Annotated in this window: 10 protein-coding genes; all 10 read right to left on the bottom strand. The window is 70.7% G+C overall.

The annotated features are described in order from the left end of the window. Position 1 precedes the first annotated feature (1 nt). Positions 2 to 7,072, bottom strand: coding sequence for an eCIS core domain-containing protein (locus tag BM436_RS33770; RefSeq protein WP_093561148.1), 7,071 nt, complete (start codon positions 7,070 to 7,072; stop codon positions 2 to 4). Positions 7,073 to 7,075: 3 nt separating this feature from the next. Continuing rightward, the gene (locus BM436_RS37370) at positions 7,076 to 10,393 is read right to left on the bottom strand and encodes a PT domain-containing protein (protein WP_093561146.1); all 3,318 of its coding nucleotides are present in this window, start codon (positions 10,391 to 10,393) and stop codon (positions 7,076 to 7,078) included. A 2-nt stretch (positions 10,394 to 10,395) separates the two neighbouring features. Further along, entirely contained in the window at positions 10,396 to 11,697 is a 1,302-nt protein-coding gene (locus BM436_RS33760; RefSeq protein ID WP_093561144.1) for a hypothetical protein, read from the bottom strand. Positions 11,698 to 11,745: 48 nt separating this feature from the next. Continuing rightward, on the bottom strand, positions 11,746 to 13,143 hold the full coding sequence (locus BM436_RS33755) for a hypothetical protein (protein ID WP_143133444.1): 1,398 nt from the start codon (positions 13,141 to 13,143) through the stop codon (positions 11,746 to 11,748). Positions 13,144 to 13,157: 14 nt separating this feature from the next. Next, the gene (locus BM436_RS38615; RefSeq protein WP_093561141.1) at positions 13,158 to 15,329 is read right to left on the bottom strand and encodes an ATP-binding protein; all 2,172 of its coding nucleotides are present in this window, start codon (positions 15,327 to 15,329) and stop codon (positions 13,158 to 13,160) included. Beyond that, positions 15,322 to 16,911: a hypothetical protein gene (locus BM436_RS33745; protein WP_093561139.1), complete on the bottom strand. Its 1,590-nt coding sequence runs from the start codon at positions 16,909 to 16,911 to the stop codon at positions 15,322 to 15,324. The genes BM436_RS38615 and BM436_RS33745 overlap by 8 nt, the downstream gene beginning before the upstream one ends. Continuing rightward, positions 16,908 to 19,070, bottom strand: coding sequence for a phage tail protein I (locus BM436_RS33740; RefSeq protein ID WP_093561137.1), 2,163 nt, complete (start codon positions 19,068 to 19,070; stop codon positions 16,908 to 16,910). Before BM436_RS33740 ends, BM436_RS33745 begins: the two co-directional genes overlap by 4 nt. 1 nt (position 19,071) lies before the next feature. Then, positions 19,072 to 21,312 (bottom strand): putative baseplate assembly protein, encoded by a 2,241-nt coding sequence (locus tag BM436_RS33735; RefSeq protein WP_093561135.1) that lies wholly within the window; start codon positions 21,310 to 21,312, stop codon positions 19,072 to 19,074. A 27-nt stretch (positions 21,313 to 21,339) separates the two neighbouring features. Beyond that, entirely contained in the window at positions 21,340 to 21,732 is a 393-nt protein-coding gene (locus tag BM436_RS33730; protein ID WP_093561133.1) for a GPW/gp25 family protein, read from the bottom strand. Next, positions 21,729 to 23,340, bottom strand: a 1,612-nt coding sequence (locus tag BM436_RS37365; protein ID WP_177307745.1) for a hypothetical protein, incomplete at its 5' end; no start/stop codon positions are given. The genes BM436_RS33730 and BM436_RS37365, both read right to left, overlap by 4 nt.

Genomic DNA, 23,340 nt, shown 5'->3' with positions numbered 1-23,340 from the left:
GTCATGCGGGGGGATTGTCCTCCACGTGCTCGCCGCCATCCTCCAGCAGCGAGGATAGCGTGTCCGCGTTCAGTTCCGGCACGGTGAAGCTCACCTGGTTGGGATCGAACACCACGCCGCGGTCGTCGCTGTAATAGTCCACCGGCACGTTCAACCCCAGCGACAGCGAACTCCCTATACTGCGTTCGGCCAGGTTCCAGTCCTTGCGCCACAGCGTGAAGCTGGTGACGAAGGCGTCGGCCACGACCTCGGCGTAGCCGATCAGGCTGAATCTGAGTTGCGGCGACAGCGAGGCGTTCAAGTCCCCGTGCACGTGCAGGCCGTCCGCCTGGGTCCAATCCAGATCCACGTGCGGCGTCACATGCGCCTCCACGCCCGCCGCGGCGGAAACGTTGATGCCGGCGGTGGACCGCACCACGGCCGCGCCCAGCGAGACGCCCGCGTCCAGTCCCGCCTCCACCCCGGCGGCGGCGGGCAGGTCGAAGGTGGCGCCGCCGGTCACGCGCAGCGACTCCGGCTGGGCGGGATTGAAATCCTCCACCATGATCTCGGCCTGCGTCAGCAGGCCGGGACCGACATGGGCGTAGCCGGTGATGCGGCCGTTGATGGTGAGCGCCAGGCCCACCGTGTTGCCGCCCACGGCGAAACCGACCAGCGGGATGGACACGGTGGGCATGTGGAACAGTTCGCGCCGAGCGCGGTCCGGCGGCGGATACTGGCCGAACAGCTCGACGCTGCCCGGTATGCCTATGCGGCCGCTGACCAGCAGTTCGCCGGACGGCCGCACCTTCAGTCCGACGCCGCCCTGCAAATGCTCGGTGAGCCGCACGTTCACGGTGCCGTTGCCGAAACCTTTCAACTCGGTGCCCCCGCCGGCGCCGGTGACGTTGCCGTCGTCGTCCACGTCGCCATTGGTCACGCCGACCAGCACATTGCCGGTGGCGGGGCCGGCCGCGAACGGCGCCTCGGCGGAGAACTTGAACAGGCCGTCGTCGTAGCTGGCGTCCAGCGTGGCGGTGATGCCGGCGAAGGTGGCCTCGGCGCCGCCGCGCGCGGACATGGTCCAGCCGCCGTCGGCCTCCGTCAGCGTCGCCGTGATCTGGCCGTTGCGTATGCCCGGCTGGTCGCGGAAGCGCGCGCTGCCCGAGATGGTGGTGCCGTCCTCCGGCGTGAACCGCACACCCAGCGTGGCCGACTCCACGCCAGGTATGTCCAGCTGCGCGGTGCCGTCCAGGGAGCGGCGCTCGCCGTCGAACTCGGCGCGCACGGTGGCGCCGCGCACGCCGCGCACCTTGCCCTCCCCTATGGTGACGGTGCCGGCACCGGACAGTTTGCCGTCCGGCGCGTCCGGACCGCGCCGGTAGGCCAGGCTGATGTTGGCGTCCGCGTCGAACAGGCCGCGGTCGAAGGCGAAATTGCCCTCGACGGCGAACTCGCGGCCGCGGCCCGCGCCGCGCAGGGTGCCCTGCCCCAGCCGGTCGATGCTGAAGGCGATGCCGCCGCTGACATTCAGGCCGGTGCGCGTGCCCAGGCCGACGGTGAGGTCGCTGCCGTCCACGCGCAGCGGGCCGCCCAGCTGGATGTCGCCTCCGTAGAAGGTCTTGGAGACGATCAGCTCATTGCCGCGCACCTGGAAGTCCAGGCTGGCGTTGCGTATCATCTCGATGGTGGGCTCGACGCGGCCCGCGATGTACAGGCCGACGCCGGGCAGCACATCGACCTCGTCGACGATGACGGGACTGAACGCAGTCACGCCGCCGTCCCGCAGCAAGCCCTCGAAACGCGAGCGCAGCGCCTCCGTGTCCAGCACGCCGGCGTTGGCCAGGCCGCGCCGGCGCTTGATCGTCATGTCCACGTCGACCCGGGCCGATTCGGCCAGTTGCGCGTGATTCAGGCGGCCGCGTATGCGGCCTATGGGGCCGTCCCCCGTGTCGTTCAGCGTGAAATTGAGTTCGCCGATGTCGATGCCGGGCAGCCAGCCCTGCAGCACGCCGCCGGGATCGGCGGGCTGGCCGTCGCGCAGCGGCACCTGGCGCGGCTGGCCGCCGCGCACGCTGGGGTACAGCACCAGCGTGTTGGGCGAACCCGTGAAGCGCGTGGCGTCCACGCCGGCCGGCCAGGGACGCAGTATGGCGTTGGGGTCCGTCGGCGCCGGGCTGGTGAGATCGGACGGATCGTAGATGCGCAGGCCCTCGGCGGGATCGGCCGCCCGCACCTCGGCCAGCGTCCAGCGCTTGCCGGCGGCGGGCGTGCCCTGCACGGCGAAGCCCTGGAACTGCACGCGGTACTGGCGCTTGAGGACCTCGGCGTTCTTGTCCGTGTCGGGCAACGCGGCGGCCGCCGGCGAGCGCAGATAGTCGGCCAGCGCCTCGTCCATGTAGCCGTCGATGGCGCGCCCGGAGGCGCCGTTGGCGGTGCGTTCCAGCAGCTCCAGGTTGTCCAGTATGTCGTAGCCGGGGCCGCCGACCTGCAGCTCGACGATGTGGTCGATCTCGAAGGGGTTGGGATCGACCCGTCCCTGCCTGTCCCAGCGGGGCTGGCGCATGGCCAGCGCCAGTTCGTTCGGCGCGCCGACGATCACGTGCTGGCCGGCGTTGGCCAGCGTCAGCGTGCGCGGCACGGCGATGTAGACCTTGTCCGGCTCCAGCCCACGCACCTTGTCCGCCAGTTGCGTGCGCAGGTCGCCGGCGCGGGTGGCGCCGGTCCACAGGGTGCGCTGGCGCGAGTCGACGTCGGCCCGCCGGTAGCCCGCCGGGCGTATCAGCGTGCGGCCCAGCGCGTTGTCGTAGGCCGTCTTGCGGTGGTTGTTCTCCAGGGCGGAGCTGTATTTCAGTTCCGGCAGCTTGAGGGCGGGGACCTGGATCAGGCCACGGCCGGCGGAGCCCGTGGCGCCGCCGGCGGCGGACGGCGGCGCGGCGGCGCCGGTGGGCGCGGGCGTGGAAGGAGTCGCTGCGGCCGCAGGTGCCGGTGACGGCGCGGCTGGCGCGGACCCGGGCTCGCAACGGGCGACCTGCCGCGCGGCGCCGCCCTGCTGCTGCATCACGTGCGCCAGCTCGTGCGCGATCAGCTGTTTGCCCTCCGGCGTGTCGGGTTGATATTGGCCTTCGGCGAAGGCGATATGCTCGCCCACCGAGAAGGCCTTGGCGTTCAGTTCCTTGGCCTTGAAGGCCGCGTTGGGGCCGGTGTAGATGCGCACATGGGACAGGTCCGCCTTGAAGCGCTGCTCGAACTCGCCGCGCACGGCGTCCTCCAGCGGCGCGCCGGTGCCGAGGCGGCTGACGATGTCCTCGTCCACGCCGCCGGCCGCCGCGGGCGGCGCGCCGGCCGCTCCCTCCTCGCGCTTGGGCTTGACCTGGGTGTCGGGCGCCTTGCCGCCGCCCTCCGCTTCGGACTTCACCTTCGGCGGCGCCGAATTGCCCAATACGACGTCCTTCATCGTATCCGCTTCCAGCGAGGGCTTCTCGACCTTGATGGCCTCGGAAGGACTTTCGGGCCGGATCTTGCCGGTCTTGGAGTTGTAGCCCATGGAACCGGTGGCGTTGATGCCCACGGGGAGCTTGTACGCGGCCTCGGCCAGCGTCCAGTCCTTTTCCCACACCGTGATGGTGTCGACGATGACGTTGAGCCGCGCCGCGACGGAGCCGAACAGGCGGAACTTAAGCTCGGGAGAGATGTTGAGGTTGAAGGTGTTGCTGATGTCCAGGCCCTTGGCCTGGCTGTAGGTGAAGTCCGACTTGGCGTTCAAAATGGGCTTGTCGGCGGGCAGGCCGGCCTTGGCCTCCACGCCCACGCTGCCCACCAGTTCCGCGATCGCGGCGCCGAAGATGAGATTGATCCTGGCGTCCGCGCCGAAACCGGCGTCGCCGTAGACCTCGAAGGCGCCGCCGCCGCTGATCTCCAGCGTGTTGAAGTCCACCGTGGCGGGATCGAACTCCTCGACCTTCAGGTTGATGCCGGTCAGCTTGCCGGGTCCGATGCTGGCGTAGGCCTTGGCAGTGATCGAAGCCGAGAACGTGATGCCGACGCTGACGGAACCCACCGAAAAACCCAGGCCTGGCAAGGGCACCGGCGGCGTGGAGAAGCTCTTGTTGAAGAATTCGCCGCCGTCCTTGGGGTATTTGGGGAAGACCTCGAAGTCCTTGGTCTTCAGCCCCCCGCCCACCCGCACCGAGCCGTCCGGCAGCAGGCGCAGTTTCAGCATGCCGTCCAGCTTGTCCTTGATGAATTCGGCCTTGATGTCGGCCGCACCATAGACCTTGAACGCCTCGCCCGAGCCTTTGCCGGTGCGCTTGCCCGTCTCGTCCACCTCGGCGTTGGTCACGCCGGCCTTGACCTTGCCGTCCAGCGGTCCCTTCTTGACTTCGAACTCGCCCTCGATCAGCACTTCGCCGTCGTCGTACGTGAACGCCAGCTGCGCGCCGCTCAGGCCCGGCAGCTTGGGCGTGACCGTGCCGCTGGCGCCCACCTTCCAACCGGCATCGGCCTGCTTCACGTTGACCGTGATGTCGGCCTTTTCCACGCCCGGCACCTTGTCGTCGATGCCGAGCGTGCCGGTGATGTCCAGCGCGTCGTTCTCGTACTTCACACTGAGCGAGGCGGCCTTCAGGCCTGGGATGTCCGGCGCGACGTCGCCGGTCGCCGTGAACACCGAGTCCTCGTACTTCGCCGTCAGGCGCGCGCTTTTCAAGCCCTTGATCTTGCCCGGCTTGGTGATGGCCAGCGTGCCGCTGCCGCCGAAGCCGCCCTTGCTTCGGTACCAGAGCTTCATGCTCGCTTCGTCGAACAGGCGGGTATCGGCCCGGAAGCCGCCCTCCAGCGTGAAGTTCTTGGCCGTGTCGATGGAGGCGTTCAGGTAGCCGCTGCCGAACTTCTGTATCGTGAACTCCACGCCGCCCATCACGCTGAACTCGGTGCCGTCGTAGCCCAGCGTCACGCCCGCCGAGTCGATTTTCAGGCCGGGGATCTTGAGTTTGCCGGCCAGCTGGGTGGCGTCCAGCGTGTAGAACAATCCCAGCTTGCCGTCCATGATCTGCGCGGGGATGCTCACGCCGCTCAGCGCGGGGTGGCTGGGGTGCAGCATGGCCTTGCCGTAGACGCCTTTGCCGAAAGTGATGTCGCTGAGCTTCAATGGGCTCATGGGCTTGAAGTCGACCTCGTTCGGCATGCCTTCGCCCGTGGGGGTTCCCAGCCTGCCCGCGTACTTGCCCGCCACGTTCTGCGACACCGGCACACTAACGTTACCCGGCGGGATGGCGACCGCCGGACCGAAGTCCAGCGTGCCATCCAGCGTGCCGATGTTGGCGCCCGCCGCCGCGTCCTTGTAGCCGTTCTGCAGGGTCAGTTGCTTCATCTTGAAGCCGGCCATCCCGCCGGCCTGGCCGGGGCCTATCGCGATCTTGTTCTGGCTTTTGCCGTGGGCCAGCGCGGCGATCTGCAGATTGCCGCTGGGTGAGAGCAGGATGAAACTGGTCTCGGAACCGTCGAAATTGCCGCCGCCGCCCAGCTGCGGTATCACATGGTCCAGCGCCTCGATCTGCTCTTTGCTCCAGAACATGGAACCGCCCTCCTTGCGGCCCGATTCGCGCGCCCGGCCCTGCACACTCTTGAAGACGATCGTCATCGCCTCCATCACGCCTTCCGCCGTGGGCAGGCCAGCGGCGTTTTTCGGTCCGGCGTAATTGGCCAGCGCGGGCTTGGCCGGATCGGCCTCGATCTCGGCCCTGATGGTCTTCTTGATGCCGTGGCTGAAGGAGCTGCCCACGCTGCCGTTGTGGGCTTGGTTCAGCAGCTCCATGTTGTCGATCGCATCCGCGCCGCCCAACTGGTATTCGACCATGTGGTCGACCTGGAACTGAATGTCCTCGCCGGCGGCGTTCCAGGTCGGGATCTGCAGCAGGCGTGTCAGCTCGTCCTGGCTGGCGGCCTTGATCACCTTGGTCTTGGCGCCGCCCGCCGTCTCGAGGTGCAGGTCGAAGCCCGAGGCGGCGCTGGGACGGCGGTCGGCCGGGATCTTGTTCAGGTCCGGCTTCACGGCCTTGGTCCATTCGCCTATCTGCTTGGTGCCGCGCGTGCTGGCGTCGTAGGCGCCCTTGCGTTTCAGGTTGCTCGCGCCGGCCAGCACCTTGTAGCCGCCCACATGGCGTCCCTTGATGGGCGGGACCTCCAGCATCGACTTGCTGACTTCGAAATCGCCGCCGCCCCCTCCCGACGGCGCGGCGGCGGGCGTGCGCATCAGCATGCGGGAAATGCTGCCCTCCGATTGCTGCATCACGTGCGCCAGTTCGTGGGCCAGCAGGCGCTTGCCGCTTTCGGTGTTGGGCTGGTACTGGCCGCTGGCGAAGGCGATGTGCGTGCCGTAGGTGAAGGCGCGCGCCTGGATCTGCGCGGCGCTCAGCGCCGCCGCCGCGTCGGTGTGGATGCGGACGTGGCCCAGCTCATGGCCCAGGCGTTTTTCAAAGTAGGCGGCGGTGTCCGGATCCAGCGCCTCGCCGGGGCCGAGGCGGCCGACGATGTCTTGCGTGCTCTCCGGCGCCGGCGGCTGGTTCTTGTCGCTGGCGTCCGCCTCCTTGCGCTGGACCGCGGACTTGGCGCCGCCCGCCCCGCCGGCCTTGGGCGCGGACGGCGCGGAGGTCTTGGGCTGTTCGCCCGCCGCCTCCTTGCGCTGCACGCCCGGTGCGGCGGGCTGGGCTCCCCCGCCCTTGGACTTCGGCGCCGCCGCCGCGGGTTCGGGCATTCGCATCACTTTATCGGCGACGGCGTCCGCCTCGCGCTCGACCGCGTCGCCCGGTTCGCTCACCGCCAGCTTGGCGCGCACGGCCATGCGGTCGAAGCGCTGGCCGGGCGACTCCGCGGCGGGCGATTTCGCGCCGCCCTCGGCGCCACCGGCCTTGTCCCCGGGCTTGCCGCCCGCCTTGGCGCCGGCGCCCTTGGACTCCGGCTTGGCTTCGGCCTTGCCGCCCGCCTTCGCCTCCTGCTTGCCTCCGGGCTTGGCGGCGTCCTTGCCCGGCGCGGCATCGGCCTTCGGCGCGGCGGCGGGCTTCTTGCTATCAGCTGCGGGAGGGGCTGCAGGCATGACTCACCCCGGGAACACCGGTTCGAAGAAGAGGATATCGTCGTAGTCCTCCGGCTTCACTTCCAGCGCCCTCACCAGCTGCTCGTGGTCGAACGCGCTCAGTTTCATCACCTGCCGGTGGCCTTGCAAAATGTTGGACCGGCCCATGGCCACCATCAGGTCGACCACCGCGTCGAGCCGCTTCTGCGCGTCTGGAAGGTCGAGCGCCTGCACGGTGGCCAATGTCAGGCCGCCGGGCTGGTCCTCGGGCAGCGATTTGATGAATTCCTGCAGCGCCTTGGTGTCGCCACCGCCGTACTCGAATGGCGCGTGCGGCGATTCCTTGTTCGGATGGTGGTTGGGCGGATCGAACGGCGCCAACACCGCCAGCCCCTTGCGCACCTTCAGTTGGCCGGAAGTCACGATCAGCATGCCGCCATCGAGCGCGCTGTCGCCCAGTTTCGGCGACGGCAGCGGTATCGCCGCGATCGAGCTGTCGCCACGTGGCGGCGGCTCGGTCAGCGACGCGATCTGGTCCAGCATGTTCCGCACGCGGAAATGGTTTTGCCAACCCTGGCCCGCCGTGGGCTCGCCCTCCCATACGCGGCCCAGCAGTACCTTCGGCCCCGGCTGCGCCGGCGTCCACATGCCCAGCACCGCGCCGGCCTGCTCCTCGGAGAAGGAGCTCTCGCCGCGGTAGCGCAGTATGCCCACCTTCTTGAAGTCGAACTGGTTCAGCGTTTTCTCGTCCCCCTTGTCCAGCGCCTCGGCCAGCGCTTGCGCCTGGCCCGCGTCCTCCAGGCGCAAATGCCACACCTGGAAGGCCTCGAAGGCGGCATCCATCGGTTGCGCGCAGGCCGGGGCGCACAAATGGGTGCGGGCGCGGCGGAACATCACCCAGTCGTGCAGCGCGCGCACAGTTTGCGTTTTGGGCGCCTCCAGCGTGGGAAACATGCGGCGGCGCGCGCGCAGCAGGAAGGCCGGGTCGTCGGTCGCCTCGGCCAGGCCGGCCAGCGCGGACATGGTCGCCGCGCCGATCGCCGACGCGGGGGCGGGCATGGCGGCCAGCCCGGTGAGGTTCATCACGCGCTGGTCCGGCAGGGGCGCATCGTTCGCGGCCGCGTCCTTGCCGCCATCCTCCTCGGCCGCGATATACATGGCCGCCTGGCGCGGCGACTCGTCCCAGTCGAACAACACCGGACTGCTGGACGGGTCGTCCTTGTCGTCGTCGATCAGGAAGATGCCGGTGCTGGCGTCCCCGCCGCGCCGCAGATGCAGGCGCATGCGCTTGACCTGGGTGGTGGGCGGCACCCCGGCCGTGCCTTCGATCGCGTGGATGTCCAGTTGCACCAGGCGCTCCTCCTCGCCGCCATTGGCACGCAGGTCCAGCACGGTCAGCGTGCCGCCCAGCGTGACGCCGCTGCCTTCGGCGGCCGCCATGCGCAGTTCGGCCTTCACGCCGGTTTCCCCGCCCAGGTCCAGATCGAATGGATCGCTGCCGATATCGCCGGCGATGTAGATGGCGATGCGCGCGCCGGCGCCATTGGCCGCGCCCTTTTTGAGCTCGGCCACCACCACCAGGGTGAAGGCGTAGCCGCTTTCCTCGCCCTTGTTGCCGCGGGTGAGTCCATCGAACATGAATTCAAGGCGTCCGAGCGCCATGCTTTGCAGGCCCTTCGCGAAACCGGCGCGGTGCATCTCCTGCGCGGCCTTGGCCGAGGCGGCGGCTTTCCTGGCCTTGCCCGACGGCGCCGTGGTGGGCGCGCCGGTCGGCGAGGCGGTTGGCGCCTGGGTCGGCTGCTGTCCATCGCCCTCGGCTGGCGCCACTTTCATCAACGCCAGCACCGCGCGGAAATCGAGTTCCGTGCGCCACCAGGTGCCGGCCGCCGCCGGCTGCGCGTCGCTCGCCAGCCCGTCCGGCACGAAGATCTCGACCCGCTCGATGGCGGCCGGGTTGTCCAGGCCGCGCGTGAGGGAAATGCGATCCAGGTGCTGGGCCTCCTCGACCAGGTGCCCGATCTCGTCCTTGCGGACCGCGTGGTAATGCAGGTGCACGCCTTCGCCGAACATGCGGGCGCACTGGTCCTCCACCGGTGTTTTGGGATCCACCGGCAGGTAGCCGGCCGGTGGCAATTCGAAGAAGCCCGCGCGCAGCAGCATGCGCTGGCGCGGCAGCGCGCCCTGGCCGAGGCCCGCGTCGGCCAGGGACAAGGTCAGGCCGTCCAGCTCCGCGTAGGACGCCCTGACGTGATTGGCCACGGACTCGATTTCCTTGACCGACGCCTTGCCTTCCGTGCGCATCAATATCTTCTTGGTGCTTTCGCCATAGCGCTTCAACATGCTTTCCAGTTCCTTGCGCGTCTTGTCCAGCAGCTTGCGCAACTGGTCGCAATCGTCGGCCGGCGGGAGCGGCTGGCCCGCCTCGAACAGGCCGGACAGCTGGCACTGGAACTGCAGGATCTGCGCGATGAAGACGTTCCACGGCCGCATGGCCATGCGCCCCTGCCAATAGCCGCGCGCCTGGGTGTCCATGCGTTCGCGCCGCGCGCTCCAAGCATCGATGAACTTGATGCTGGTCCCTTCGCGCATCAACAGGCCGATGGGGACCTCGTCGCGGCCATACAACTGGGCCGGATTGCACCACACCCCGCCGGCCAGGCCGGCGGCGGACAACAGGGAGCTGGCCAGCCAGGGCTCGGCGGCGAAATAGGCCGAGGCGACCCGGTTGCGCAGGTGGATGACCTCCGCCGGCGCCGCGCCGCTATCGGCCAGCGACAGCGTGATGGGGCGCAGGCGCAAAACCAGGCCCTCGCGCCAGTAGGGGCGCTGGGAGTCGGTCACGCAGGCGTCCTCGCACAGCTTGCCGTACACCGCCTCGTTGCCGCACAGGCCCTCCAGCGGCCCGACGGTGATTTCGTAAATGCCGCTGGTGGGCGCCTCGGCGGTCGCCGGGTCGTCGTCGCCGTCGCAGTGGCCGAAGGCGGCGTTGCCCCCCGGCGGCGCGGGCTTGGCCGTCTTCAGCAGGTCCGCCAGCGGCGTGCTGAAAGACTGGTTGGACAGCACGGTGCTGCCGGCCGGGGTGATCGCGAGGCCGGCGCCCACCGTCAGATTGGCGCCGGACAGGCCTATGCCCAGCCCGTGCACCACGCCCCAGCCGCCTGCCAGGTTCGCCAGGCGCACCAGCGTGCGGTGGTAATCCTGCTCCAGCGTGAGCGCGTCCGCGCGCAGGAATTTGCCATCGAAGTAATGCAGGCGCGTGAGCGGCGTGCCCTGCTCGATATGCGCCACGCCGTCCTGCAATGCCAGCACGACGTTGGCTACGGCTTCGCTATTGTTGGCCATGATTACTCCTGCCGGATGGTGGTTGTGAGGTTTTGTCCGTCGCCGTCCGCGTCCAGCGCGCCGGCCGGAATGAAGGCGGCCGACAGCAAGGGGCTGGCGCCGGTGCCGATGACGGTCACGCGCAGCAGCGGCCCGGCCGGAACACGGTCCAGCGTGAGCTTGACGCCGTCCGCCGCGACCGGCGCGGCGGTGATCGTGAAGGGCTGCCAGCCGCTCGCTTCCACGAATTCGCTGGCCGCGAACGCGGCCGCCGCGATGCTGGCCGGGGCCAACGGCTGGTTGAAGGTCAGTGTGACTTCCGCGCCCGCCAACGCCGCGCCGTCCGCCACCAGCACCGGACCGGCGGGGAGTTCCGGCCCGGCCACGCCCGGCGCCAGCAAGGCGTCCTGCAGCAGCCCGGTGGGCAGCAGCGTGGGCCGGTCGTCGATATCGATGCCGCCGACTTCGGCCTTCCAGCCGCCCGCGTCGAGGTGGATATGCACACCGCTCAGCCGCGCCAGCGGCAGCAGCAACTGCTCGCCGGCCAGCCCCGCCCCCGGCGCCGTGGTCGCGGCGGCGGCGCGGGCCAGGGCCGCGCGCCACATCGCGTCCTCCGCCTGGTCCTGCTGGTCCGGCGGAAGCGCGTCGATGGCGTCCATCTGGTCCAGCAGCCACTGGTCGTCCGGCAGCGGCTGGCCATCGGGGCCGTTGTGCACCTCGTCCAGGTCCAGCAACAGGCGCAGCAGATGGTAGCCCTCCGGCGGAGGTGGCGGCGCCGGATGAGCCGCGTCGCGCCGCGCCAGTGTGAGCTGGATGGCTTCGCAGATGCGCGAATAGGCGATGTCCGCCTTGCCGTCCGCGCAGGGATCGGCCAGCGCCGGGACGGGACGCGACAGGCAGGTGGAATAGCCCAGCATCACGTCCGCGTCGAAGGTGGCGTCGTCCTTGTTGGCGATGTCCTCGAATTCCTCGTCGTCGCGGTGCTTGCGCCACCAGGCCGGCAGGCTGACGCACTGCGTGGCGGGCAGTTCGAGGTCGCGGCCCAGCGGGTCCAGCGCGTAGCCGGTCCCCACCCGCAGCTCGAAGCGTTCGGGGGCGAACGTCACCGGATAGCCCCAGACCACACCGTGGCCGTGCAGCGCGCGCTGGTGGCGGCGCAGGCGGCCGACATTGAAGCCCTGTTCGGCGCGGAAGTCCTCCACGCCAAGCAGCATGCCGAAGTGATAATTGATCGCGCACCGCGGGCTGTCCGGCAGGCTGCCGCCGCAGCGGTCCTCGCCGGCGCCGCCCTGGCAACCGCAATCGAGTGCATCTTTCGCGCCCATGCCGCCTCCCCTTCAATGTTTCGCGGTCCGTGGACCCGCCGTTCGTTCCTAAGCCAGCGCCAGATAGCGCTGCGCCGCCTGTTCCCGCCGTCCGGACAGCGTGGCCGCCGCGCTGGCCGCCGCGTGCAGCGAAGCCAGCCCCTGCTCGCGCGCGGCGATCTGGCGCGCCTCGATGCGGGCGGCGCTCAACGCCACCGCCAGCGCGTCCTCGGCCGTTTCCACCGCCGTCACCAGGTTCGCCGGCACGGTCGCTTTCGCCGCGCCGAGGATGGCGAGGCTGTTATCCAGCTTGTCCAGCTGCTCCCACAAGGCGTCCGGCACCGCCGCGAACCAGATCTTGAGGATGCTGCGCGGCGTGCCGTCGGCGTCGTTGCCCATCGCCGTGTCGGCCGCCACCATGGCGCTGGCCTTGGTGGCCATGGCGTCGAATTTCGTTTGCAGCGCCGCGTCGGCCGCGCGCAGCTGCGCGTCGGTCTTGTCCGGCGAGGCGATGCGCGCGATCGCCAGCGCGTCCGCGTACGCGGCCTGCGCCTGCTGCAGCTCTTCCTGCGCCTCGTCGCGCGTGGTCAGCAGTGCCAGAGCGTCCTCGCGGTCGCCCTCCAGCGTGGCGTCCGCCGTGATCAACTCGGCGCGCTCCTCGGCCGTCAGCACGGACGGGCCGGTGGCGAGCCTGGCCAGGTCGGCGATGGCCTGGATGGTGCGCGGCGCCGACTCGGCGAAGCGGCGCAGGTGCTCCACCGCCGCGTCGAATTCACGCTGCTTGCGCGCCACCAGGTCCTTCTTGCGGGTGGACGCCTCGCTCCAGGTGGTGCTCGCGGCGACGCTGGCCGCCGCCAGGTCAGCCGCGTCGCCCGCCACGTTTTGCGCCAGCAGGCGGCGCGCGCGGGCGCGGCCCAGGAAGCTCTTGTCGGGATCCGCGTTGGCGGGGAAGTCGTTTTCCACGGCCGTGGTGGCGGCCGCCTCGTTCGCCGTCAGCGCCGCTGCGGCCTGCCCGGGCAGGTCGCCGACGGGCGGTGTCGTCGCGGCCAGCACCCAGGCCGAACGCTGCACCGTTTGCCGCGTCTCGCGTTCGAGCGCCTGGGACGCCTCGTCATGGGCGGCTTGCTGGGTGTCTGCGCGCAGTTGCAGCGCGTCGCGCCTGGCCTCGGCCTGTTGCGTGGCGGCCGCCTGCGCGGCGTGGTCGGCCACGGCTTGGCGCCACGCCGCGATGGCCGCGCGCATCGCGTCCAGCAAAGCCTCGCCGTCGGCCGGCATGGCCGCGCCGGACAGCTTGCGCCGCGCGGTGTTGACCGCCTCCTTGGCCGCCTGCGCCTTGCTGGCGGCGGTGGCCAGCGCCACGCCGGCGTCGCGGGCGCCGGTGCGGGAGGTGTTCAGCTCGGCCTGGGTCGCGGCCAGCACGGCGGCCAGCGCGGACAGTTCATTGGTCCAGTAGGTAGTCAGTGTCATGGGCATACGGCCTCCTAGTGCGGATATGGGGTGGTTTCGGCGCGCTGTGGCGGAAAGCCCGGATGGGCCTTGCCCGCCTTGTCGTACTCGCGTTCTATCGCCTGCAGGAAGTGCTGCTGGCTAATGGCGTTGCCGCTGGCGGCGGCCAGGAAGGCCGCCGCCAGTGTCGCGTTCTTGATCTGGGCGCCGGTGATGGCGTACCACTGCGCCAGCTGATCCAGGTCCACCCCGGGCGCCAGCGGCGCCGACGACGGCAGGTGCAGCCGCCACAGGCCGAGGCGGGCCGCCAGGTCCGGCTCCGGGAATTCGACGATGAATTCGAAACGCCGCGTGAAAGCGCTATCGAGGCTGCTGCGCAGATTGGTGGTGAGGATGGCCACGCCCTCGTAGCGTTCCAGCCTTTGCAGCAGGAAGGCCGTTTCCAGGTTGGCGTAGCGGTCGTGGGCGTCGTTGCTTTCGGTACGCTGGCCGAACAGGGCGTCCGCCTCGTCGAACACCAGCAGCGCGCGGGCGCGTTCGGCCAGTTCGAACACGGCGGCCAGGTTCTTCTCGGTCTCGCCTATCCATTTGGACACCAGGCTGGCGATGTCCGCGACCAGCATGTCCACACCCAGCGCGCGCGCCATCGCCTCGGCGGCCAGTGTCTTGCCGGTGCCGGGCGGGCCGTAAAACAGCATGCGCAGGCCGCGCCGCTCCAACCTTCCCTGCTCGAAGCCCCAGTCGTCCAGCACCGTCATTTGCTGGTGCACGCGCCGCACGGCCTCGCGCAACTGCTCCCCGCCCGCTTGCGGCAACAGCAGTTTGTTCCAGTCGGCGCGCGGCTGCACGCGGGTGACGCCGGGCCGCGCGTGCCAGGCGGTGCGCGCCCGCAGGCAGGTGCCTATGTCGGACAGTTCCAAGGCTCGCCCCTCGACCTGCTGGCGCAGCGCCAGATCGGCGGCGACGTCCAGCGCCTCGTCGGGCTCTATCGGATAGCTGGCCGCGAGCGCGCCCGCGTGGCTGGCCATTTGCGGCAGGAGGCTGCTCCACAAGGCGCGGCGCGCGGTGGCCGGCAGGCCGTGCACGGCCAGCGTCAGCAGCGGCAGCCGCAGGTCGGGCAAGGCGCGTTCGGTCTGGGCGGTGGCCAGCACCGGCAGGTCCCATTGCAGCCGGCGGGCCGGCGCGCGCGGCCAGCCAGTGCCTGGCTCGCCATCGGAATGCAGGTCCAGCCAGGGTATGGCCCGGTGCATGAAGGCGCAGCAGTAGGCGTCCGTGGCGGCGCGTTCGCGGGCGGCGGGCGTATCGGTCGGCTGGATGGCGGCGTGGATGGCGGTGGCGCCCGCCGCGCCCAGCAAGGCGCGCGCCCGGGTGGCGCGCATGGCCGCGTTGCCGCCGGTGAGCGCCACCATGCAGGGTTCGCCCCGCGCCAGCGCCTGCGCCGCGCGCAGTACTTCGGGTTCGGCCAGCCATGCGGCCAGGCCCGGCACCGAGCGCACGCCGGCCAGCAGGTCGCCGCCGTCGCCTTGCGGCGCGCGCGCCATCAAGGCGGACCACACGCCGGGGCCGGGACGCATGGTGCGGCAGTGCCACGGTCCCTCGCCCTCCAGGCGGAGCAGCCCCACGTGGGCCAGGCGTGAATGCACGAGCAGGTCCTCGATGGCGTCCCGCGCGGCGTAGAGGGTGGCGGGCGCGCCGCCGGCGCGGGCCTCGTCCTCGGTCCAGTGCAGCGCCATCGCCACCGTCGGATAGGGTTCGCCTTGTGGATGCAATTGGCGGAACAGTGCCGCGTAGCCCTCGTGCAGTTCCGGCAAGCCGGCCAACAGCACCAGGTCGACGATCAGCGCGCTCCAGGCGGGTTCGCCGGAGACGGCGGCCAGGCGGCTGACCGGATGCAGGTCGCCGGGCTCGCGCAGACGAAGGCGCTCGGCTTGCCAATCGGGCAGATTGGACCAGTTGACGCCCATCTCCTCGGCGTGATCCCGCGCGAAACGCAGCGCGGACCGCAGCGCGTCCGGCGGAGTTGCCGGCACCTCGCCCGACGCCCCGGCCGCTTCCGGCCGCGCCGCCGATTGAAGGTCCACCCCGAGGCCGAAGCGGCGCGCCACCGACACGCACAGCCGCAGCGACACGATAGCCGCCTCCAGGCGGGTGCGGTTCCGAATAAGCTGCGCCAGTTGTTGCGGCGTGGCGCGTAGTTGTTCAGTCATAGCAGATCCTCACGACACAACCGAGCCAGGGCAGCCAGCCCGGGTCCAGGTCCAGCGCCAGGCGGCGCAGCCGAGCGTCCGCCGCGTCCAGCGGCAAATGCGTCTCGATCCAGCCGGGTTCGAAGCGTATCCGACCAATCCGGCGGCAGACCGCGGCCAGCCTTGGCGATTCCAGGTCGGGCGCCTTTTCAGCCAGCCATAGCTCCCAGGCGCCGACCGTGCGGCGCGCCAGCGCGTCCGCCTCCGCCCACTGCGAGCCCGGCGCGCTGCGTTCTGCCGCGCCGGGCAGCCAGCCGCCGCAAAAGGCGCGGACCGCCGCGTCGTCCAGGGGTACTCGCAGCGCGAGCGCCAGGCGCCACATGAACACCGGCGTGGCCGCGCTGACGTAGGGATGCGACAACACCCCGGCGGCGGGCATCAGGTGCAGCAGGAACAGCAGGCCGGCCCACGACGTTTGCTGCCACTCCGCGAAGTCGGGCAAGGCGGGGGGCTCGGGCATGTCCTCGGCGGCGCCCGATGCCTCGCCCTGCCCCGCCGCGCGCGGGTCATCGCCAGTGATACCTTGCCCGGTGGGCTCCGGCCGTGCGCTTTCGGAACTCGTCGCGGTAGCCCGCGACGACGGGGCCGACGCATCCCGGGGAGGCTCGCTCTCGGGCCGGGCACGGGAACCATGCGCTTTCCTGTAACGGGCGCCATCGGCATCCCGGCCGTCCCGGGGCGGCCACTTGCGGCGCAGCGCGGGCGCGGACAAAGGAAGGAATGCGGCCAGCATGCGGCGCGCGGCCAGCAGCACCGCCGCGGGGGAAGCGGCGGGGTCCGCGCCGGCGGGCAAGCCATGTATCCGGCCGAGCGCCGCGAGCAGCAAGGCCAGCGTCTCGCCGTTACGTTGCGCCAGCACGGGCTGCGACCGGACCCAGGACAGCAAGGCCGTGGCGCCCGGCGTGTCGAACATGCCGGGCGCGTGCTGGCTATCGTCCGTGGCCAGCGGCTGGCTCAACGTGTATGGCCTGGTTTGCAGGCAGCCGCCCAGCACGTCCCGCCACATCTCCGGTGGCAAGGCGCGCATCAGCGCGGTCCACGCGCCGCAGCGGGCTTCGGCGAACAGCAGCCTTGTCAACAACGGCCAAATGCCTTCGCGCTCGGATGTCAGCGCCCGCCACGCCGCCGCCCGCAGCCCCGTCACCGGCAAGGCGCCGTCGCTGATCAGGCCCATGCGGCGCCAGGCCCAGGCCCGCGCGCCGTCGCCCAGCGCCGCGCGGTAGACCATGTCGGCCACGGCTTCGCGCCGGTCGCGGTAGCGCACGACGTTCGGGCCGCCCTCGTCCAGCGCCTGCCGCAGCGACTTCGCCAGCGCCTGCTCCCAGGCCAGTCCCGCCTCCACCTGGCTGCCCTCGGCGCTCATGCGCGTGCTCAGCGCCAGGCGGCGCACCAGCACCCATTCATCGCTGTCGCCCATTTGCGCCAGGCCGTTCCCCTCGGCCAGTTGCAAGAGACCGGTGTCCCATTGCGCGCTCAGGCCGGCCGGCAGCGGATGCCTGCTGCGATAGGTGTTGTTCCAGCGGGCGATATGGAAGGTGATCATGGACAGCCTCCCTGTCCGCCGTCCGGCCCGCGGTCCAGCCCGGGGCGCCCCAGCAGGTAGCCCTTGCCGAGCACGGAGTCGCCGACCACGGCCTGCTCGAAGCCGGAACTGTCGCCCACCACGGAGGCCAGGCCGATGTGCAGGCCGACACCCACGCGCGTGCCGGCATCCGCCGTGCACAGGTCGAACATGGTGTGGGCGGGCTTGTGGACCTCCACCAACTGGCGCGCGCAGCGCAGTTGCTCCTCGCTCATGCTGGCCACGATGGTGACGGTGAAGCGGTGCGCGTACTGGTCGAACTGAATGCCGCCGTCGTCGGCGCCCGGCACGTCCAGCCCCACTTCGCTGACCTCGCCGATGGCGCCGCCGACGCGGAAGCCCACGCCCAGCACCGCCTGCGACGACGTGGCCTCGGGATTGCCTATCACGCCGCCGCCCCTGGTGCGGAATTTTTCCAGTATCAGCACCTGCGCGCCGGTCAGGATCTCCAGCATGCGCCGCAAGCTCCACAAGGTGCCCCGGCCCCGGAACAGGCGCGCTGCCTCCTCTATCATCTGGCGCCGGGCGCGCTCGGACCAGCAATGGTCCATCGCCAGGCCCAGGAAGGACGCCAGCCAGTCCAGCACTTCGGCCGGCGCGCCGCGGGGATTCAGCAGCCGCTGGCGGGTCTGCGACACGTCGCCCCACTCGGCCAGCATGGCCGCCGGCGACATCAGGTAGCGGTGCAGGAAGTCCTCCGCCTCCGGGTCGCGCCACAGGGTGCGCGGCAGTTGCCGCAGCAGCGTATGCCCGGGATAGGCGGCGCGCGCGCTGCGCAGGCGCGGCGTTTTCGATTTGGTGCCGGTCAGCTCGAACACCAGCCACAGGTAGCGGCCGGGAGGCGCGTGCACCGGCGCCTCGTAGCGCGCGTAGCCAGGCGCCGCTTTCGGGCCGGCCAGCCGCACGGCGTCGTCGCGGTACAGCTCCCAGCCGGTTTCCTCGTACTGCCAGGCCAGCATGGACGGCAGCGGCGTGACGGTGGGCTGCGCGATCTCGGCCACGTCCTGCCCGGCCGGCGGCGTGCGCGGCAAGGGATCGCCGAAATCCAGATCGTCCCGGGTCAGCGCGTGGAACCGGATGCGGGTGCCGTCCGGGATGCAGGCCTCCACGCTCAGCGCGCCCCAGCGGTTCTGATCCAGCCCGCTGTCCAGCGCGAAGCCGAACAGCCATCCGCTGCGTTCGTACTGTGTGCGCGCCGGCGCGGCGTGCCGCGGGCCGCGCGCGCTCCAGTAGGCGATGCGGCCGTCGGGCGCGCGCGCGATGCCGCGGCCGTCGTACTGCGGCGCGTATAGTCCGGTCAACGGCGCCCAGCCGCGCCCTTTCAGGCGCCGCCGCACGAAGTCTTCCCCCGGACGGCGCGCGAACACGAACAGCGCGCCGAATTCCGCATGCTCCTCGGCCACCAGCAAGTCGGTGCAGAACGGCGTTTCCAGCCGCAGCGCCGGCTCCTGCAGACACACCACCTCGGCGTCCGCCGTGCCGGCGTCGCACAGGACGAACGCGCGGCCGTCGGCGGTGACGACCAGCCTGTGCGCATCCTCCACCTCTTCCGGCCACGGCAGCGCCTCCGGCTCGTCGCAGGGGGCCAAACGCATCCAGCCCGGCGCGTCCAGCAGCACGTAGACGCCGTCGCCCTGGCGCGCCAGGTCCAGCGGGCGGCTGGGGAAATCGACGCGGCGCGCGATTTCCTGCTGCCAGGTGTCGGCCAGCCACACCGCCTTGGCGGCGGGATCGGCGATGTAGAGATAATCGCGCTCGTCGCAGGCCAGCGCCACGGGTTGCTGTGGCAGTTCCTCGCCCTCCACCTCGTCGGCGACGGATAGTTCGAAAGGCCGCGGCTGCGTGTCATGCACCGCCAGCCTGCTTTCCCGGCCCCACAGCACGTACTCGACGCGGCCTTCCCCGGGCACCGGATGGAACAGGCGGCAGTGGCTGTCGAAAGCCATGCCGGCGAAGCCGCCCGTGAACGGTTCCTCGCCGCCGGGCTCCTCGCCGCCTTCCGCCCCCGCGGGCGCCAGCGTGACGATGTCGTCCACCAGCGCGGTCTGCTGGAAGGCGCAGCGCAGCCAGTGCGGCTGGCCGCGCATCAGCACCGTTCCATTGTCCGGTATCAGCCGCATGTCAGCACTCCTCCTTGAACACGGGGACCGCCACCGCCGGCGTGGTCGGCGGCGGCCCGATGCCGCGCGCGGGATCGGGAACGGGCGTCTGCTCGTCCACCACGGACACGGCGGCCACCTCGGGGACCTCCCATGCCATCATCGGCACGGCCTGCAGCTCCTGCCAGGCGCCGGCCTGGAAGCCGGCCAGGCGCAGCCCCTCGACATATTCCACGCCCTCGACCTGCATCGCCACACCCTCCAGTTCCCGGTCCAGCACACGGCGTCCCAGCGGCCAGCCGCCGCCTTCCGGGCCGTAGGGCGGCAAAGGGGCCAGGTACTGGCGCAGGATCAGTTCGACCCAGTCGCGCACCGCGTCCAGCCCATAGCCGTCCCTGACCTTGACGGCCAGCGCGATGGCGATGCGGCGGTAGGTCGGCGGAATGACAAACAGCTCGGTGGTGATCAGGCGCTTGGTGTCGAGCCACTCGCACACGCGGCGCAACTGGTAGCGGTCCGGCACCGGGGCGTTGGGATGCGCCGCGTCCCTGGCGGGCCACACCATCACGCTGACCGTGCCGGCGCGCGGACTGCTGCGGTCCGGCGCGTGAAACAGCGGCAGGCACTCGGCCCGGCCCAGTTCCACACCGGGCGTCATCATCGCCAGTTCGCGGAAATCGTCGCGCGTAACGGCGCGGCCGCGGCGCCGCAATTCGCCCGGAATGCGGCGCAGCGCGGCCTCCAGGCTCTCGCCGTCCACGCCGCCCTGCGCCGGCAAGGGATTGCTCAGTTTTACGTCGCTCCCCGGGCGCTGCATGGGCGGGACCGGAGGCGGCCCGGCCAGGTCGCCGAACTTGGAAATGGCGCCGGGCGGCACGTTGCCGACGGCGCCGCCGCCGTGGCGGTATTTCATCACCCGCACCCGCTCGCCGATTTGCGGGAAGCGCTCGCCGAAATGCACGGTGCCCGCCTCCGCGTCCACGGTGAAGTGCCGGTCCAGCGCGTCGCTCGCGTCCAGGTCTTCCCGCTGCTGCCAGTCGGCCCACACGCCGGATTCCTCGACTTGCAGCTCGACCGGATAGCGCGCGTCCGGCAGCAAGGGTCGGTTCGACAGCTGGAACTGCTGGCCGGGCTGGCCATTGCCGCCGCCCAGCAGCTCGGGCAGCGCGGCGACGCTTTGTTCGACCGCCAGCGCGTTCAGGGTCAACAGCTTGACGGGACCGATGCGGCTCGCGTCCCCACGCCAGGCGCGCAGCCAGAACCACAGCCGTTCGGCGCGGTCGTCGTCCAGCACCGGAGGGAACTCGCCGCTGCCCGCCAGTTCGGGCGGCGCGGCGGGCACGCCAAGCTGCGCGAGGTCGGCGGGCAGTTCCAGCCGCAACACCCCCTCCTGCGTGAAGCCGCCGCTGGTGTCGCCCGCCACCCGCACCGGCAGATAGCGCGGCGTGCCGTCGGCCTTGAGCGCCAGCGCGCTGGCGCGCCATTCCAGCGAGGGCGCGCGGCGGCCGCCCGTGCCGGGGCAGGCTTGCACTTCCTCCAGCAGCGGGTACTCGCTGGCCGGGGCGAAGCCCAGCGACAGGGACAGCGCGCGCCCCGGCGCCAGTTGCAGATGGGTGGCCGGCGACGCCGGCTCGGGGTAGTCCTTCAGCACCGCGATCCACACGCAGCCGTCCACGGTGTTGGCGAAATCGACCGGCCGGGTACTGGCGTCGGGCTCCAGCACGGCGTTGCGGTAGGGGGCCACCTGTTCCACGCCGGGCTGCGCGGCGGCGATGGCGTCGATGCTGGCCTGCACGGCCACGTGCAGCTCCTCGTCCAGCCCCTGCACGAATTCCTGCAGCGCGGCGCCGCTGTCCTCGGCCAGCAGGCGCTGGCGCGCGACCGCCACGCAATCCAGCGGCCAGAGCGAGGCGTCGTGCCGCACGGTGAAGACCGTCTTGCCGGCCTTGACCTGGTCGCCGCCGTAGACCGCGACGCCGCCGGCGGCCTGGGTACGGCAGCGCAGCAGCGCGGTGGCCGCGCGGGCCGGCAACAGCGGCAAGTCCAGCAGGCGCAGGAAGGCCAGTTGCGTCGCCTCCGGAATCTGGTTGAAGCGGAACTGCAGGCCCTCGCCCAGGTAGGCGAACAGCTCCAGCAGCGTGATGGCGGGATCGCTGCGGTTGTGGTCCGTCCATTCCGGGTTGAACACGCGGATGCGGTCCACCAGTTCCTTGCGCAGCTGTTCGAAGCCGCGGTCATCGAGTACCGGGACGATCAAAGGCATGATGCACGCTCCCTGAATGTCATGGACCTACTCCAGGTAGAAGGGATAGACCAGCGAGTCGCGCCGGCCGTCCAGGGTATGGATGTACTGGATCTCGACCAGCACCAGCGCCGGATCGTCGGCGCCGCTCACGTCGATCTGGGCGACCTTGATGCGCGGCTCCCACTGCTGCAGGGCCAGGCCGATTTCCCGTTCTATCTGCGCCCGGGTCGCGCCGTTGTTGGGATGCATGAGGAAGCGCCGCAGCCCGCAGCCGAATTCCGGCAGCATCACGCGCTCGCCCGGCTCCGTGTCCAGGATGATGAAGATGCTCTGGCGGACCTTCTCCGGCCCGGCCACCACCGGCAAGCGGCCGTCGCGCGGGATCAAGGGCAAACCCTGGCCGCCGCCCAGGCGCTGGAATCGGAACTGGTCGTTCATACCCGGCTCCCCTCCGCCGCGCTCCATTCGGGCTCGCGGTGCGGCTCGTATTGCAGTTCCGCGCCCGCGTCGAGATCCGGCGGCACTTTGGATGGATCGTCGGGCAGGTGCTCCGCGTCCTCCATGCTCTGCGACAGCACGCCCAGCGCGTTGTTGGAGAAGCCCGCCAGTTTCCCTTCCAGGATGCTCCCGGTTTCACCGGTTTCGTCGGCCATGCGCACGGCCAGGCTGGTTTTGAGCAGCGCGTTGATCTCGGCGGCGGTCTTCTCCACCCCATCGACCTCGATGCCCAGGTCGGCGTCCAGGTCCACGCCCGGCGGCTGGGCCGCCAGCGCGGCGTCCACTCCCGCACCCAGCGCGATCCGCGGCGGTATGCAGAAGCGGAACACCAGCAGGAACCACAGCTGGAAGACGATCACCACGATGGGCAGGAAGATGTTCAGCACGAACAGCGCCACGATGGTGATCAGCGGTATCGAGAAGAAGCAGATCGCCTCGCCGCCAACGTCGCAGGGCTGCGGCACGCCGTCCTTGACCTTGGCGCACAGGTGCTGCGGCTGCAGCACGCGCACCGGCGAGAACCTGCCGCGTGGACGGCTGGCCGCCTGCGCCGCCAGTTCGCGCAAGTCAGGCATCTTGATGGTGATGGGCCGGTTCGACGTGCCGACCAGGTCGAACGGCGGCGCCAGGCGGTAGGCCTCGGTGGCGGGCGCCCATACGACCTCGCCCCGGCAGTCCGGCACCGTGTTCCGGCGCGGGCAGCATGGCTTGTGGCGCCGCACGAAGCACACGATCTCGTAGGTGCTGTGGTCGTCGAAGCGGGGATGGCCGGCGCTGTCGTGCGTCAGGCTGGCCGTGGGCACGGAGCCGTAGTACTGGGTGCGGCCCGCCGCGTCGTGCTCCTTGTCGCGCGGATCCGGCACCAGCGGATACATGGGGAACACGCTTTCCCCGGCCTGCTCCGGGTCGGCCCGCTGCGCGTCGCCGGCCAGCGTTTGCCAATGGCCGAGCTTTTTGCCGGGACTGCCGTCCACCAGGTCGGAGAACCAGCCTTCGACACGCACGGCGATGTTGTTGGCGGCGTACCAGTCCTGCAGCGCCTTGCGCTTGGCGGAGACGTCCGCCCGCCGCGCCGCGAGCAGGGCCGCCCAGCCCGGCTGGGCCGCCGCCAGCGCCAGGTCCTGCTGCCGTTTCAGCACATTGGCCAGCTCACCCGGCGCGTGCGCGTGCAGCTTGGCCGTCTCGTCCAGCGTCAGCAATTCCGCGTAGTCCGCTTCGGCCTTGCGCACCGTGAGCACCTGCGAGGCGACCTGCGCCTCCATCCCCGCCGGCACGACGGCGCCGCGGCGGCGCACCACGAAGCCGGCCTGGCACACTTCCTGACGCGGCACGCTGGGGAAGCCCGGCACGTCGCAGTGCAGCTCGCAGGTGACCAGGTAGTGCCGGTCGTGGCTGGGCAGGTACAGCTTGCGCAGGTCGCTGGGCGCGAGGCGGCCGCGGAAGGCGTCGGTCTTGCTCTTGGTGGGCTTGCCGCTGGCGTCCACCGGGAACAGCGTGGCCACCTTGTTCAACAAGGCGCCGCCCGGCACGGCGGGAACGAAGTCCAGA

Source organism: Pseudoduganella namucuonensis (assembly GCF_900116645.1).
Classification (GTDB): domain Bacteria; phylum Pseudomonadota; class Gammaproteobacteria; order Burkholderiales; family Burkholderiaceae_D; genus Rugamonas; species Rugamonas namucuonensis.
The sequence above is the reverse complement of the archived record's forward strand: the minus strand, read 5'-3'. Positions and strand labels throughout refer to the sequence as shown.

Coding starts and splice junctions, on each gene's coding strand:
- BM436_RS33770 (WP_093561148.1), bottom strand. CDS start 7,072: ATGCCTGCAGCCCCTCCCGCAGCTGATAGCAAGAAGCCCGCCGCCGCG.
- BM436_RS37370 (WP_093561146.1), bottom strand. CDS start 10,393: ATGGCCAACAATAGCGAAGCCGTAGCCAACGTCGTGCTGGCATTGCAG.
- BM436_RS33760 (WP_093561144.1), bottom strand. CDS start 11,697: ATGGGCGCGAAAGATGCACTCGATTGCGGTTGCCAGGGCGGCGCCGGC.
- BM436_RS33755 (WP_143133444.1), bottom strand. CDS start 13,143: ATGACACTGACTACCTACTGGACCAATGAACTGTCCGCGCTGGCCGCC.
- BM436_RS38615 (WP_093561141.1), bottom strand. CDS start 15,329: ATGACTGAACAACTACGCGCCACGCCGCAACAACTGGCGCAGCTTATT.
- BM436_RS33745 (WP_093561139.1), bottom strand. CDS start 16,911: ATGATCACCTTCCATATCGCCCGCTGGAACAACACCTATCGCAGCAGG.
- BM436_RS33740 (WP_093561137.1), bottom strand. CDS start 19,070: ATGCGGCTGATACCGGACAATGGAACGGTGCTGATGCGCGGCCAGCCG.
- BM436_RS33735 (WP_093561135.1), bottom strand. CDS start 21,312: ATGCCTTTGATCGTCCCGGTACTCGATGACCGCGGCTTCGAACAGCTG.
- BM436_RS33730 (WP_093561133.1), bottom strand. CDS start 21,732: ATGAACGACCAGTTCCGATTCCAGCGCCTGGGCGGCGGCCAGGGTTTG.